This is a genomic window from Methyloceanibacter sp. wino2 (genome assembly GCF_003071365.1).
GTDB lineage: Bacteria > Pseudomonadota > Alphaproteobacteria > Rhizobiales > Methyloligellaceae > Methyloceanibacter.
In genome coordinates this window covers 1,823,571-1,837,554 of sequence record NZ_CP028960.1, presented here as the reverse complement: position 1 = coordinate 1,837,554, position 13,984 = coordinate 1,823,571, and the positions used below count along the sequence as shown (strand labels likewise).

Annotated in this window: 12 protein-coding genes; 9 read left to right on the top strand and 3 right to left on the bottom strand. The window is 63.0% G+C overall.

Annotated features, from left to right (window positions below; translation table 11 throughout):
• Nucleotides 1-50: 50 nt before the first annotated feature.
• A complete protein-coding gene (locus DCY11_RS08500; protein WP_159079904.1) occupies nt 51-2,621 on the top strand; it encodes a mechanosensitive ion channel domain-containing protein in 2,571 nt (856 codons plus the stop codon).
• 60 nt (nt 2,622-2,681) lie between these two features.
• Here DCY11_RS08500 and DCY11_RS08495 read toward each other — a convergent pair whose 3' ends face one another.
• A complete protein-coding gene (locus DCY11_RS08495) occupies nt 2,682-3,137 on the bottom strand; it encodes a hypothetical protein (protein ID WP_159079903.1) in 456 nt (151 codons plus the stop codon).
• 168 nt (nt 3,138-3,305) lie between these two features.
• On the opposite strand from DCY11_RS08495, the gene DCY11_RS08490 reads away from it, so the two are divergent.
• From DCY11_RS08490 to DCY11_RS08470, 5 genes are all read left to right on the top strand, one after another.
• Entirely contained in the window at nt 3,306-4,082 is a 777-nt protein-coding gene (locus DCY11_RS08490) for a hypothetical protein (protein ID WP_108682527.1), read from the top strand.
• A 76-nt stretch (nt 4,083-4,158) separates the two neighbouring features.
• The gene (locus DCY11_RS08485) at nt 4,159-4,368 is read left to right on the top strand and encodes a hypothetical protein (RefSeq protein ID WP_108682526.1); all 210 of its coding nucleotides are present in this window, start codon (nt 4,159-4,161) and stop codon (nt 4,366-4,368) included.
• 154 nt (nt 4,369-4,522) lie between these two features.
• The gene (locus tag DCY11_RS08480) at nt 4,523-5,011 is read left to right on the top strand and encodes a RimK/LysX family protein (protein ID WP_108682525.1); all 489 of its coding nucleotides are present in this window, start codon (nt 4,523-4,525) and stop codon (nt 5,009-5,011) included.
• Nucleotides 5,012-5,078: 67 nt separating this feature from the next.
• Nucleotides 5,079-5,984, top strand: a complete 906-nt coding sequence (rimK, locus tag DCY11_RS08475) for a 30S ribosomal protein S6--L-glutamate ligase (RefSeq protein WP_069445719.1) — start codon at nt 5,079-5,081, stop codon at nt 5,982-5,984.
• Between the two features lie 2 nt (nt 5,985-5,986).
• Nucleotides 5,987-7,027: a succinylglutamate desuccinylase/aspartoacylase family protein gene (locus DCY11_RS08470; protein ID WP_108682524.1), complete on the top strand. Its 1,041-nt coding sequence runs from the start codon at nt 5,987-5,989 to the stop codon at nt 7,025-7,027.
• Nucleotides 7,028-7,123: 96 nt separating this feature from the next.
• On the opposite strand, the gene DCY11_RS08465 is transcribed toward DCY11_RS08470, so the two are convergent.
• A complete protein-coding gene (locus DCY11_RS08465; RefSeq protein WP_371514993.1) occupies nt 7,124-7,969 on the bottom strand; it encodes a class III extradiol ring-cleavage dioxygenase in 846 nt (281 codons plus the stop codon).
• 276 nt (nt 7,970-8,245) lie between these two features.
• On the opposite strand from DCY11_RS08465, the gene DCY11_RS08460 reads away from it, so the two are divergent.
• The 3 genes from DCY11_RS08460 (at nt 8,246) to DCY11_RS08450 (ending at nt 12,090) form a co-directional block, all read left to right on the top strand.
• Nucleotides 8,246-10,240, top strand: a complete 1,995-nt coding sequence (locus DCY11_RS08460) for an acyl CoA:acetate/3-ketoacid CoA transferase (RefSeq protein WP_108682523.1) — start codon at nt 8,246-8,248, stop codon at nt 10,238-10,240.
• 120 nt (nt 10,241-10,360) lie between these two features.
• Entirely contained in the window at nt 10,361-11,476 is a 1,116-nt protein-coding gene (locus DCY11_RS08455; protein WP_159079902.1) for a D-alanyl-D-alanine carboxypeptidase family protein, read from the top strand.
• 5 nt (nt 11,477-11,481) lie between these two features.
• Nucleotides 11,482-12,090, top strand: a complete 609-nt coding sequence (locus DCY11_RS08450) for a hypothetical protein (protein WP_108682521.1) — start codon at nt 11,482-11,484, stop codon at nt 12,088-12,090.
• A gap of 16 nt (nt 12,091-12,106) precedes the next feature.
• Here DCY11_RS08450 and mdoH read toward each other — a convergent pair whose 3' ends face one another.
• Entirely contained in the window at nt 12,107-13,984 is a 1,878-nt protein-coding gene (gene mdoH, locus DCY11_RS08445; RefSeq protein WP_108682520.1) for a glucans biosynthesis glucosyltransferase MdoH, read from the bottom strand.

Sequence of the window (13,984 nt, the reverse complement as noted above, 5' to 3'; positions counted from 1 at the left end):
GAACTCCCAGGGAGCTTCCAGCCGCCGTTCGCCGAGGAGATCCACCGACCGTGCCAAACTTGGGGCCACTGCAGAAACTCTTACGAATACTGACGGTATCCGGTCTCCTCCTGACGCCGCTGGGCGTGCCGTGCGCCGCCGCCCAGGATGCACAAGTCGCGCCCCCTACCGAAGCTCCCGCCACTGAAACACCAGCTACCGAAGCACCCGCCACTGAAGCGCCCGCTACTGAAGCACCCGCTACTGAAGCCAGTACCGCCAAACCGGGGGCCGCAGATGCCGCGGCCATCGAAGCAGAAGCCGCCGAAGCTGCAACTACGGATCCGGATGTTCTGGCCTTCAGCGAGAAGCTCGACAAATGGCGCGCCAAGATCGAGGCAGCGGAACGCGAGATTGCCGATTCCTCGACGACCGACGAGGACCTTCGGAACATCCCGGACGAACTCGAAGAACTGCGCCAGAGGATCATCGACCGCCGCGCGAAACTTCGGCCGAATTTGGAGGACCGGCGGGAGCGGCTGGCGAAGCTCGGCCCCGCGCCTAAAGACGACGCTCCACGGGAAAGCGACGAGATCGCCGAGCAAAGAATGCACCTCGAGGATGAAGTTGCGGACATTGACGGCAAGCTCAAACAAGCGGACGTGCTGTTCGTACGCGCGGGCCAGGTAATCGATCAGGCCAACGAGGCGCGCCGCGATCGCTTCACGGACTCGCTCTTTCGGCCGGTCCCCAACCTGTATTCCTCCATCCTCCCGACGGCTCTCGAAACGCTGCCTCAGCAGTTCGTCCGCATATTCGCAGAGGCCGAGGAGCGGATCGCAGAAGCTTGGAGCAAGGGAGTCCTGGTTTTCGGGCTTCTCTTGATCGCGCCGATATGGGCCGGCTTCGCGACGAACCGCTTCACGCGCCGCCTGGCGCCGAGCGCCGCCGAGGCCGGTCAAACCGCCAGTCTTCAGGACCGGGGCGTCGCTGTGATCAAGGCCTTGCTACGAACCTGCTTACCCGTTTGGGCGGGGCTCGCCGCTTTCGGTCTCATCGCGGTATCGGCAGGACTGGCCGGCCCCACGCTCGACGCCTTCCTGCCGCAAGCGCTGATGGCAATTGCCTGGGCCACGCTCCTCGCATCCCTCGTTCGTGAGACGCTCGTTCCGGACGGCGGCGTTCAAAGAATTGTACCCGCAACCGATGCCGTCGCCTGGAAGGTGGCGGTCTTGCTATGGGCGCTGATTGCCGTCTGGCTGCTCGACAAGTTGTTCGTGTTGAAAGACTTCATCGTTTTCACGCCCTATCAGGTCTCGGTCTTTCGCTCGACCCTGTTCGCCGCGCTGTGCGGGCTCCTTCTCCTCTCGGTTCTCTGGACCATCCACAAAGGGCCGCAGATACGCCAAGCCGCTCTCAGCGGTTGGCGGGGCTGGCTGTTTTCACTCGCTGCCGTTCTCACCGGGGCCATCCTGCTGGCCATGCTGCTCGGCTACGAGTCGCTCGCACACTTCATCGGAACTCATGCCGTTTCGACGGCTGGCGTGCTGTGGATCATGTACCTGTTGCATCTGGCCGCCGAGTCCATCTCGAGCGTCAGCATGATCTCGGGCCAGGCCATCGACGACGACATCGAAGAAGACGAGGACATGGGGGCGCCCTCGCTTCTGACGATGCGGATCATCGCCAGTCTGTTCCTCGATATCGCCATCCTCGCGGTCGGCATCACGATCCTCCTGCTGCTGTGGCGGTTCGACTGGGTCGAGGTTCACAGCTGGATCAAGGCGGCTTTCTTTGGGTTCCAATTTGGCCCAATACGGATCTCGCTTCAGTCCGTGCTGATCGCGCTTGGCGTTTTTGCCTTGGGCCTGGCGCTCACGCGGTTTGTGCAGCGCTGGGTCACGGGCCGTGTTTTCGCCGGGCGAAAAAGCGAGTCCGGCCTGCACGAATCTGTCCGGATCGGCATCGGCTATCTCGGGTTCGTCTTAGCGGCGCTCGCGGGCATATCGTATCTCGGCGTCGACTTCTCGAACCTCGCTATCATCGCCGGCGCGTTGTCGGTCGGCATCGGCTTCGGCCTGCAGAGTATTTTCAACAACTTCGTGTCGGGTCTGATCCTGCTTGCCGAACGGCCGATCAAGATCGGCGACTACATCCGGGTCGGTGACCAGGAAGGAACCGTCAAGAAGATCAGTGTTCGGTCGACAGAGATCGAGACGATCCATCGGCAATCCGTCATCGTTCCGAACGCGACGCTCATCACCGATCCCGTGGTGAATTGGATGCATCTCGACAAGAGCTGCCGCCTCGATCTGCCCGTGGGTGTCGACTACGGCACGGACATGGAACTGCTCAGTTCCACGCTGCTGGACGTGGCGCGGTCGCATCGCGCCGTCCTCAAGCATCCGCCGCCCGTCGTGCACTTTGCCGGCTTTGGCGACAGCTCGCTCGATTTCGAGCTCCGCGTGTTCTTGCGGGACGTCCGCGAGCGGATCACAACGAGCAGCGCCCTGCGCTTCGCGATCCTGGCGGCCTTGCGCGACGCGAACATCAGCATTCCGTTCCCGCAGCGCGACGTCCACATGCGGGGCGGCGCGCCGGAGGATGGGGCGGATGAGGCAGATCCCCCGCCAGCGAAGTAGTCGTCGGGTGTTGGAGTTGTCTGCTTCACGCCTGCACTATGAAAGGCGAACGGGGCCTTGCTATTCGAATGTGACGATGCGCCCGCCGACGCTCCATTCGAGGCTGAGCGGGTCAACGGTCACGTCGTCCTGCAAGGCGGCAGGCAGGCAGGCGCCCCAGGCTTCTCCCGGCTTGAGGATCTTGTCGCTGCTGTAGGCCAGGCGGCTCGCCAAGTTCGTGGTGTCGCCCTTACGCTCGGCCCTCAACCGGAAGCTGATCTCCTCGACCGTCTTCGACGAGTTGTTGACGATGTCGACATAGAGCGGGCGGTCTTGAGCGTCCGAGCAGATCGCCCCCGCGCCTTGCGGATGCACGGTCACGCTGACGGCAACCTTCTTGACGTGGCGGTCATAGGTCCAATGCTCATAGGCGGTGACGCCCACCCAAAGCAGCAGGCCGAATACGGCGATCGCGAGCAGCGCCTTGAGCAACCACGTTAGCAACGTACGACTGAACACTTTGACCGAGTCGGCCATCGACCCTACCCTTTGGCTCTCGTGCCCACAGTCTACCTGGGCAGGCATGGATCACCAATGGCCATAGCTGTTTTCACATGGGTGTTGTCATATGGGCGTTGTCATAATGGGAACACTGCAATGCCAGACGCGGCGTAGCCCCGGCACGCTCACGAGAGGATGCGCGGTATGAGCGCATCTGAGGAGCTTTATCAGCGCGCGGGCATACTCCTGTCCGAGGTTCCGAACTTCAATCGGCAGGGCGCGCTCAGCGATCAAGAAGATCAATGGCTGGCTGCGGCACTGGCCGTGATCGAGAGCGCATCCGAGATTGTCCCCGTACCGGATGTTCTGGAGATTTTTGACGCGAAGTACGCAGCAAAGATGGTCGTATCGCAGATCGCCAACGCTCATTTGCGGGCGACGAATGCACGTATCGTCATATCCCTGCTTCGCCGCGTACTGGGACGGCTGGAGCTTCAGGTCCAAACGGCAATCGTTGGCGCCTATGTCCCCGCGGGCGATGTCGATGAAGCCCACAAGGCCGTCGGCGCCGTGCTGAGGACTGCGGTCAAAGATGTCCTCCTCGTTGATCCGTTTGCCGATGAAACCATCCTCAAGGCATACGCGGAACAGGCCCCTGACAACATCGTCGTCCGTGTTCTGACCGATCCCGACAAGCACAGGCCGACACTCAAGGCGGCACGTGAAATCTGGAAGAAACAATACGGCGACAAGCGGCCGCTTCAGGTGCGCCTCGCCAAGGCCCCGTTGCACGACAGGTTGATCATCGTGGACGGAGAGCGTGCCTGGACGGTGACACAATCCTTCAAGGACCTGGCCGCAACGCGCCCAACGACGATTGTCAGTACACCAAACGAAATCGCCGAACTGAAGATCAAGGCCTATCAGGAGATTTGGAGCGGCGCGTCCGCTATTGTGCCGTCGGCAGGGCCGTCGCCGTGACTTTTGCCGGAACAACGGCGCCGTGATATCGCGGCACCGCACTTCAGGTTCCGATAAGCCGAGAGGTTGGGACCCGATGAATACAGAGACCTATCTAGAAGAAGCTCGCGTGGCCCACAGGAAGATCTTGGAGGCGGCGGCGTATCTTCGCGAGGCGGCGGGGCCCTTTGCCGACACGCCGCGCAGAAGGGCCATCGAGGCGGTCGCCGCCGACGCCGAGAAGCTGGCTCTCGACCTGGAAGGCCATATGCAGGAAGTCTTGCGCGGGCTCTGGCAGGGAGAATAGGTCAGATGCTGCACGCAGCGATTCGGGACTCTGAAGCACGTATGCCTGTTCGTGATAACCGCACAGCCTCGGCGCGTTGCCGCTTCACGTTCAGTGGAAAGACAGTATGGTGCTCTGACCTCGTTGGTGCTCGTTGCGGCAAGGACTTCCATACATGAAGAAACGCGTCACTCGTTCGAAGCGTCTCGAAGGCCGTGAGATCGGCTGGCGCGAGCATGTCGCCCTTCCCGAACTCGGGATTGCGTCGATGCGGGCAAAGATCGATACCGGCGCGCGGACCTCGGCCTTGAACACCGACCACATGGAGCGGTTTGAGCGCAATGGGCAGCACTGGATAAGCTTTACGCTCCCGGCGGCCGGCCGTAGATCGAAAGTGCGCTACGAGGCACAGCTTGAGGACGTTCGCAACATCAAGAACACGGGGGGCGTGCCGGAGACTCGCCCCATAATCAAGACGACGATGGTCCTGGGGAAACGCGCCTGGGTGATTGAGATTTCGCTCGCCGATCGCGAGAATATGAAGTTCGACATGATCGTTGGCAGAACAGCGCTGCGCACGCAGCGATTGATCGTCAACTCGGGCCGGTCGTATCTCGCAGGCGACCCCATCGGGCCCGCGCCGCTTGAGTTGCACGAAACGTAGTCGTGAAACTTCCTGAGGACGCAACGGCGTCTTGTTTTGTTTAATTCGTTGATACCGGGGTTTTGATATGAAGATCGCAATGTTGGCCCGCAACGCGGAACTTTATTCGCATCGGCGCTTGAAGGAAGCAGCAGAGCAACGCGGCCACGAGCTGGATATCATCAACACGTTGCGCTGCTACATGAACATCGCCTCGCGCCGCCCGGAGATCTACTACAACGGCGAGAAGCTACCCCACTACGATGCTGTCATCCCGCGCATCGGTGCGTCGGTGACCTTCTATGGCTTGGCCGTTCTGCGCCAGTTCGAGATGATGGGTGTCTATCCCCTCAACGAGTCGGTCGCTATCGGCCGCTCGCGCGATAAGCTCCGTTCGATGCAGATTTTGGCGCGCGATGGAATCGGTTTGCCGGTGACGACCTTCGCTCACGACCCAAAGCAGACCGAGGAAGTCGTCAGGCTGGCCGGCGGCGCGCCGCTGGTCGTCAAGCTTCTCGAAGGCACGCAGGGCATCGGCGTGGTCCTCGCGGACACGGATCGGTCCGCCAAGTCCGTCATCGAGGCCTTCCGCGGCGCCAATGTGAACATTCTGGTGCAGGAGTTCATCAAGGAGGCAGGTGGCAGCGACATCCGCGTTCTTGTTATTGGCGGAAAGGTAGTCGCCGCCATGAAGCGCACCGGTGCGGAGGGTGAGTTCCGGTCCAACCTCCACCGGGGCGGCTCCGCTCAGACGGTCAAGATTTCACCGGAGGAGCGGTCGACCGCGGTCCGCGCGGCAAAAGCGCTCGGGTTGAATGTCTGCGGTGTCGACATGCTGCGCGCCAACCACGGCGCCGTTATCATGGAGGTAAATTCCTCCCCAGGGCTGGAGGGCGTCGAGAAGGCCACAGGCATCGATATCGCCGGGAGGATGATCGAGTTCCTCGAGAAAGAAGCGAAACCAGGCAAGACACGGACACGCGGCAAAGGTTGAAGTTGAGGCGAAAACCATTCGAGATCGGCGGCCGTCAGATTCCGCCAGGCTCACGCCAGACCGTTGATCTTCCCGTCAGCGTTCTGTCCGATCACACACCCGTCACCATGTCTGTCCATGTGGTGCACGGCCGCGAACCGGGACCGACCTTGTTCGTGAGCGCTGCGATCCACGGTGACGAGGTCATGGGCGTGGAGATCGTCCGCCGGCTCCTGCGGATGCCGAGCCTCGATACGATGAAAGGGACGCTGCTCGCGATTCCCATCGTCAACAGCTACGGCTTCCTAAATCATTCGCGGTACCTGCCGGATCGGCGTGACCTCAATCGCTCCTTCCCCGGCGACGCGATCGGCTCCCTCGCCGCGCGTCTCGCCAAGATGTTCATGACCGAGATCGTCAAGCGGTCCGATGTGGGCATCGACCTGCACTCGGCGGCGATCCACCGCACCAACCTGCCGCAGGTCCGCGTGTCGCCACGCAAACCGGAAACGATGACGCTTGCCGAAGTCTTCGGCGCGCCGATCGTGATGACATCCAAGATTCGCGACGGGTCCCTGCGTCAGGCCGCCCGTGAGCTGGACGTCGACATTTTGCTCTACGAAGCCGGCGAAGGCTTGCGCTTCGATGAGGTCTCCGCACGCACGGGCGTGATGGGCATCCTGCGGGTCATGCGTCATCTCGGGATGGTCAAGGCCAAGGGGATTGCAAAGCCTCAGGTCGCGCCGATGCGGTCCTCGTCGAGTTTCTGGCTTCGCGCGCCGGCCGGAGGACTGTTGCGTACCGTCAAGACGATCGGCGCCCACGTGGAGTGCGGCGACATCCTCGGACTGATCTCCAATCCGTTCGGCGAAGTCGAGACCGAGATCGTTGCGGGCGAGCCGGGCCTACTGGTCGGCCGCACCAATCTGCCCGTGGTCAACGAAGGCGACGGGCTATTTCACGTCGCCAGAATTCGCGCCGACGACGACCCGGCAGCAACGATCGACCTGCTGGCGGGTCAGCTGGAAGAAGACCCGCTGTTCGACGAAGACGAGATCATCTGAGCCCCGGCACCAAGGCCGTCCGCCTTGTCGACTAGTCTCAAGTGCGCAATCGAGCATCGGGCGACGACAAGCGAATGGGGCGCCTCGAACGTTCGCCTACCCGAACCGATAGCTGGACGCCGTCACGCCGCCCATAAGATTTTCATCGTGATAGATCCGCGTTGCCGGGTCGTCCTCGGCCGCGCCCAGCGCGACGAACAGGGGGAGTAAATGGTCTTCCTTCTTATGGCAGACGCGCGCGTAGGGCGCATGTTCCCAGTCGAGCACTGCAGCAATCCGCTCTTCCGGCGAGCGGGCGAGCGCCTCCCCTAGCCATGCGTCAAATGCCTCCGACGGCACCTTTGCGCCGGGGCCGAATAGTTTCAGGTTGTGGTAGCTCAGGCCGGAGCCGACGATCACCACGCCCTCGTCCCGCAAAGCAGAGAGCGCCCGGCCAACGGCGAGATGAGCAGCCGGATCATAAGACTTCAGCAGGGAAATCTGAAAGATCGGCACATCCGCGTTCGGATACATGATCGCTAGGGGTGCAAACGTTCCGTGATCGAAGCCTTGGCTTTCATCCAGATGCGCAGTGATCCCCGCAGCGGTGAGGAGATCCAGCGCCTTTCGGGCCAGCGCCGGGGCGCCCGGGGCCGGATAGAGGACGTCATAGGTCTCTGGTGGAAAGCCGAAATAGTCATACACCATCGGCGGTGCAGGCGAGGCCATGATGGCGACATCGTCCGACTCCCAATGGCCTGAGATTACCAAGATCGCCTTCGGCCGGTCGCCAAGCTCCGCAGCCATGTCCTTGAGCGAACGTTCCAGGTTCGCAAACATCGCCCGCATATCGGGCACCCATGGCCACGGGCCGCCCCCATGCGAGATGAAATAGGTGGGGAGTCTTGCGTGCATTTCGGCTTCCTGCAGACAGAGCGGCCGGTCAGAGCCGACCTCGTGCACTATGCGAACCATTCATGGCGATTCCACGCGCCCAACCGGGCCAAACGTCGCGCCTGCCCCCCTGCCGCCGGCGCGTTGTCCCAAGGCTATTTCCCGGGGCCCGTATTGGGCTCGCCCCCATGACAGGCTCCCGAAGTCATACACGGTCTGGAAGTCAACGAGCCTTTAGTCTAATCCTGAACGGCTGAAGCTCAGCGATCGGGCTTCCAATAATGCTGTGCCCTTTTCGCAAGTGCGAAAAGAGAAGACCCCAGAGGAAACGGATTGAGATTGAGAATGACAGACAAGACCATAAAGGCTGACGAAGCCATCGCGCTGATCCATGACAACGATGTCGTCACGACGACCGGTTTTGTTCAAAGCTGCATTCCGGAGGCGCTTCATGCAGCGCTTGAGGCCCGCTTTGTCGAGACCGGCGGGCCCCGTGACCTTACGCTGATCATGTGCGCCGGCGCTGGCGACAGTAAGGGCCTAGGGACCGGGCGCCTGCACCATGAGGGTCTTCTGAAACGCGTGATCGCCGCCAATTTCGGTCGGATGCCCAAAGTCGCCGAGGCCGCCCAGCAGAACAAGATCTGCGGCTACAACCTGCCCCAAGGCGTGATCTCCCAGCTCTACCGGGCCTGCGCCGCCGGCCAGCCCGGCCTCTTCTCCAAGGTCGGCCTCCACACCTATGTCGACCCGCGGATCGACGGCGGCAAGGTCAACGACGTGACGGAGGAAGACATCGTCAAGCTCGTCGAGGTCGAAGGCGAGGAGTGGCTCTTCTACAAGGCGACGAAGATCGACGTGGCCTTCATCCGCGCGACCAGCGCCGATCCGTCAGGCAACCTCAGCATGGAGAAGGAAGCGCTGACGCTCGACAGCCTGGCCCAGGCCATGGCCGCCTACAACAATGGCGGCCTCGTCATCGCCCAGGTCGAGCGCATCGTCGAGCAGGGGTCGCTCAAACCGAAAGACGTGAAGGTCCCCGGCATTCTGGTGGACTGCGTCGTGGTGGCCGACCCGCCGGAAATGCACCGCATGAATTATGGCGTGATCTACGATCCGGCGCTGTCCGGCGAAATCCGGGTGCCCGTGGAAGGCATGCCGAAAATGCCGCTCGACGCCCGCAAGGTGATCGCGCGCCGCGCTGCGTTCGAGTTGCCGCCGAACGGCGTCGTGAATCTCGGCGTCGGCGCGCCCGACGGCGTGGCCTCGATCGCCAACGAAGAGAAGGTGACGCCCTACATCACCCTCACCACAGAAGCCGGCGCCGTCGGCGGTGTGCTGGCGGGTGGGTCGAGCTTCGGCTCATCGGCCAACGCCCACTCGATCATCGACCAGAACACCATGTTCGATTTCTACGATGGCGGCGGGCTCGATCTCACCTGCCTCGGCATGGCTGAGTGCGATGCGCAAGGCAACGTCAACACCAGCCGTTTCGGCGGGCGCCTGAACGGCTGCGGCGGCTTCATCAATATCTCGCAGAACTCCCGCGCCGTCGTATTCGCCGGGACATTCACCGCCGGCGGCCTGCAAGTCGAGATCGCCAACGGCACGCTCAAGATCGTTCAAGAGGGCCGGGCCAAGAAGTTCGTCAATCAAGTCGAGCAGATTACGTTCAGCGGGCACTTTGCCCAGCAACGCTCTCAGCCGGTGATCTACGTCACCGAGCGCTGCGTTTTCCAGCTGACGCCGGACGGCCTCGAGCTGATCGAAGTCGCACCGGGTATCGACATCGATCAGGACATTCTCCCGCACATGGAGTTCGAGCCGGTCATCGTCAATCCGATCTGCATGGAGCGGCGCATCTTCTTCGAAGAGCCGATGGAGCTCTTGTCCGACCTGATGAATCTCAAGCTGTGGGAGCGCGTCAGCTACGACGAGGACCGGAACATCCTGTTCCTGAACCTCGAAGGCTGGAGCGTCCGCAAGAAGAGCGACATCGACGACCTTCAAAAGGTCCTATGCGATGCCTGCGAGAAAGCCGGCAAGCGGGTCAACGCCGTCGTCAATCACGATGGCAGCCGGATCGCGGAGGATCTCTACGACGACTACGCCGCGATGATCGAGCACATGATGGAGCATCACTACGCGTCAACGACCCGGTACACGACCAGCGCCTTCATGCGCCTCAAGATGCAGGAAGCGCTGAGCAAGCGCGGGCTCGCACCGCATGTCTTCGAGAAGGCGTCCGAAGCCCACGAAGCTCTCGGGCTCGAGGACAGCGCCAACGCCGGCAAGAAACCGACGGTGAATCACCTCGCGGAAGCGTCAATGGGCAAGTAGGAACGCCGCCAACGCGGGATGCCGACGCGCAACCTGCGACCACCGCGCCGTTGGAACTGTCATCGAGCGTCATTATAGAATGCGCAACGACAGTTGAACGGAACGCGGCGGCGCCGGATCATGTTGCAAAAGTGGGGGCGGCTTTTCGGACTTGCTTGCATCGTCGTGACGATGGCCGCGGCGATAGCATTGATTGGGCTCCACCGGACCGCACAGTCGAGCGCGATGAACAAAGGGATCCAACCGCCGGACGTGAGCGCGAAATCGGTTTTCGTGCTGAACGCGGACACGGGCGAGGTCCTTTACGAGAAGAACCCCGACGAGATCTTCCGCATCCTCAGCCTCACCAAGCTGGTGACGGCCTACATCCTCGTGGACCGGATGGGCGACCGGCTCTCCGAGACGATCAAGATCAATTGGCCGCATCTGACCGGCGGCTCGTCCGCGAAGCTCAAGCGGCTCGATGTCTGGACGCTCCAGGACCTGCTTTACGGCATGGTCCTGGTCTCCGGTAACGACGCCTCGCTCGCCATTGCCGACGCGGTCGGGCACGACTTGTTGGCCTCCGAGGCCAAGCATGGTGACACGGCCAAGGCGACGGCGCGCTTCGTAGAGGAGATGGAAGCCGCTGCCAAGAAACTCGCCGCACACAACGCGCGCTTCGCCGATCCTTACGGATTGTCGCCCAAGAACGCCGCGACGGCGCGCGACATGGGGCTGATCGCGGCAAAGATCTTCGTCGACCCGCGCATCCTGCCCGCATGGGCCTGTACCGAGCGCACGCTGCATATCGCGGGTCGGCAGCCCCGCACGGTCGAGCTCAAGACGAGCCTCGAAATCCTCGGCGAAGGAACGGTGATCGGCGCCAAGACCGGGTCGCATGTCTCCAACAACATCTACAACCTGGTCACGGCTTGGCGGGCCCCCAACGGCCAAACCATCGTGGGCGTGGTGTTGGGCAGCAAGAGCCATCCTGCGCGCTACGACGAGATGCGCGCCATTATCGATTCGGCCCCCGCGATTTTCCGGGTCTGGGGGCGGCCGAGATCGCTACAAAGCGCGCGCCCACCGATACGTGCCATTAACGGAAAAAGCCTAGATCGCCTTGGGGCACAAACGGGCGCGCCCGGATGGGCCGGCGCGGACAAGCCTCCGATCAGCACGCTTAATCGCAATGGTGGCGCGCTGGATCGGGCGTCGGGCCTGTGGCATAGTGCGCGTCTGCGTAGGGAGTAACGTTCATGGCCGAGCATAAGCTACTCGGAATTCTTCTGGCGATCGGCCTTTGCCTTGTCGCGGGTGTCTTCTTCTTGATCGACACCGAAGACACGACCACCAAAGACACGTTGGGCATGACGGTCGACGTTACGCCGCCGGCCGAGGACGCAGGCTCGGCATCGGGAAGCAACCAGCCGACCATGGGCACACCGCTGCCGCCGGGCTCTCCCCTGGCCGGCAAGGTTCTCGTGTCGAAGCAACCCGTGCAGGTGCTGTCCTCACCCAGCCCCTCCGCATCGCCGCTCTACAGCCTTCCCATGGGGCGGCCGTTCCGCGCCGTGGCCAAACAGGGCAAGTATCTCCGCATCCAGGACGTGAACAGCGGCGCCGGCGGCTGGATCGAGCAGGCCGCTCTCGCGCCCGCGCCCGCCCAGAAACGAGCCGCGGAGCCAAGCCGGGCCGCCCCGTCCGATTCGGGCGCCAGCCCATCGCGGCGGACTACGACGTCCAGCCCGTCGAGGCAGACAACCACGAGCTCGGCAGCAGCGCCCAAGAAGGAACAGCCCCAGCGCCGTTCCGGAGGCGGCCTGTTCGGTGGCAACGGACCGCTCAAGGGCCTGTTCGGCAACTAGCGCTTTCTTAGCTTTCTTATCCTGGAACGGCCTCGCCCTTGGGCAGTGGCGCGTCCTTACGGTGCCGGCGCTCGCCGGCGATCTGGAACAGGCCTGCGCGCAAGGCCGCCATGCCCACCCCCCGCCGCGCTGTGACATAGGCCAGCGGGATGGCGCCGCTCAGGCCCAGCCAAACGGGCAACAGCCATAGCCACACGGAAATGGACACGCTGAACGCGGCGTAGGATGAGACGAGCCCCATGGCCGTCAGCCCCAGATTCCGCCGGGCGACGGCGATGAAGGACGCGTCCGCGGCGAACCGCTGCTGTGCGCCCCAACCCGAGTCGCGCCCCAGGAGCACGTCGAGCACGGCGCGACTCTGCAACAGCATCATCACCGGCGCCAGCAGGGACGACAGCAGCACTTCGAGAACGACGCTTCCCGTCAACGCAAGGCCTCCGCCTGCGGCCGTGCGCCTGTCGCTGTCCATCATGGCCGCGGCCCAGGCCAACAGCTTCGGCATGAGCAGCACCGCTAGGGACACGCCCAGCAACGACAGCGCCTGCCGCGCATCGAACTGCGGCCAGGTCGGGTAAAGCGCGAAATCGCGAGGGAAGTAGTCGGTCGGAACCGACTCGGCGATCCAGCTCAAGGCGAACCCGGTGGCGAGGAACAGGAGCCAGATGGGCGAAGCCAGATAACTCATGATGCCGTTGACGAGGTGAAACCGGCTCATCCAATGCAGCCCTGCCCCGCCGACGAGCCGGGCGTGCTGCAGATTGCCTTGTGCCCAGCGGCGGTCACGCGCCGCGTGCTCGGACAGGGTCGGGGGCGTTCCCTCGAAACTCCCGGCGATATCGGGCCGCATGGAGACGCCGTATCCGGCCCGGCGCAGCAAGGCCGCCTCGACGAAGTCATGGCTGAGGATCGGCCCGCCGAACGGCGGCACGCCGCCCAAGGCAGGCAGACCGCACGCATCGGCAAACGCCCGCACCCGGATGATCGCGTTGTGGCCCCAGTAGTTGCTATCGTTCCCGAACCACAGCGCCAGGCCCGATGCGTGGAGCGGCCCGTAGACGGCCGCCGCGAATTGCTGGAGCCGCGCGAACAGCGTTTGGCCGCCCGTGAGATGGGGCAAGGTTTGAATAAGACCCGTCCGCGGCTCCGCCTCCATGGCCCGCGCGAGCGTAAGCACCGCGTCGGGGGTCATCGTGCTGTCCGCGTCGAGCACGATCATGAAATCGTAGCGTCCGCCCCAACGCTGCACGAACTCGGCGACGTTGCCGGCCTTCTTGCCTTCGTTGTCCTTCCGCTTCCGGTAATACGCACCGATGCCATGACGGCCGAGGGACCGAAGCCGATGCGCGGCTGTCTCTTCCTGGCGCAGGGTCTCGGGGTCGTTCGTGTCGCTGAGGACGAAGACCTCGAAATGCTTCGCGCATCCCTTTGCAGCAAGCCCCCGCGCGAGATCACGCAGCGTGCCGAACACCATCTCCGGGTCTTCGTTGTAGACGGGCATCACGATCGCCGTACGCGTTGTGAGCGCCGCCGGCTTGCCAGTGCTTTTTGCGCGCAGGCGCTGGCTGAGCAAAACACAGAAGCCGAGTAGCGCGGTCGCCGCCGACAGTGTGATCCACGAGAATGACAAGGCAAAAAGGATGACGAGCAGCACCTGCAGACTGGTGGCGTTGGTCTGCCCCACGACGGCGTACATCTGCGTCGCCCCATACACGGTGACCGCGCCCGCGGTCACGAATACGAAGAGGCGCGCGAATAGAACCTTCCAGGAGAACCACCTCCGATGGCGTGGCCCGGGCCAATGCTTGACGCATTGCCGCGGCATGGCGAGCCCCTGCTCCGGCGGGACGAGGGACGGCGCAACGGTCGATTTGGATATGGTGACGGTTTCGCTCAT